2 protein-coding genes are annotated in these 436 nt (G+C 55.5%); both read right to left on the bottom strand.

Going from position 1 to position 436, the window contains the following annotated elements; all coding sequences use genetic code 11:
• Positions 1-261: plasmid recombination protein (locus KP705_RS17885; RefSeq protein WP_215765261.1), on the bottom strand; the 261-nt coding region annotated here is incomplete at its 3' end.
• Between the two features lie 37 nt (positions 262-298).
• Positions 299-436, bottom strand: a 138-nt coding sequence (locus KP705_RS17880) for a helix-turn-helix domain-containing protein (protein ID WP_215765262.1), incomplete at its 5' end; no start/stop codon positions are given.

The following is a 436-nucleotide window of genomic DNA, read 5'->3' as shown; positions in this document are numbered from 1 at the left end:
CTTGGTGTGGGTGGCCTTGCTTCCTTCGATGCCGCGTTCCAGTCCGACAGGGCGTCCCACAACTCGCGCAAAGTCGGTCTGCATCTCGTTCAGGGCCTTGGCACCACCGAGGAACCGGCGGCAATTCAGGCGGCCTGTATCGGGGTCTTTTGGCACCACGTAGGCCGACAGGTGCGGCGTTTTTTCGTCCCGGTGAATGATGGCAGCGATCACGTTGTCCTTGCCGTGCCGCTCCTGAATCCAGCGCAACGCCTCGTTCAAATAGGGGTCACGACACGAAAGTGTACTTTACGTACGCTTAGAGTGAACCCAACAAGAACGTTGAGGCTGTTCTGCTGAGAGTTCGATAGACAGTTGGCCGAGAAATAGAAAACAGTTCTGAAAGATCGCTGATGGAGTAATCGCCGGTATCATACATCCGGCGAAGCTCTTTTTG

The organism is Gluconobacter sp. P1D12_c (assembly GCF_018812105.1).
GTDB lineage: Bacteria > Pseudomonadota > Alphaproteobacteria > Acetobacterales > Acetobacteraceae > Gluconobacter > Gluconobacter oxydans_A.
The sequence above is the reverse complement of the archived record's forward strand: the minus strand, read 5'-3'. Positions and strand labels throughout refer to the sequence as shown.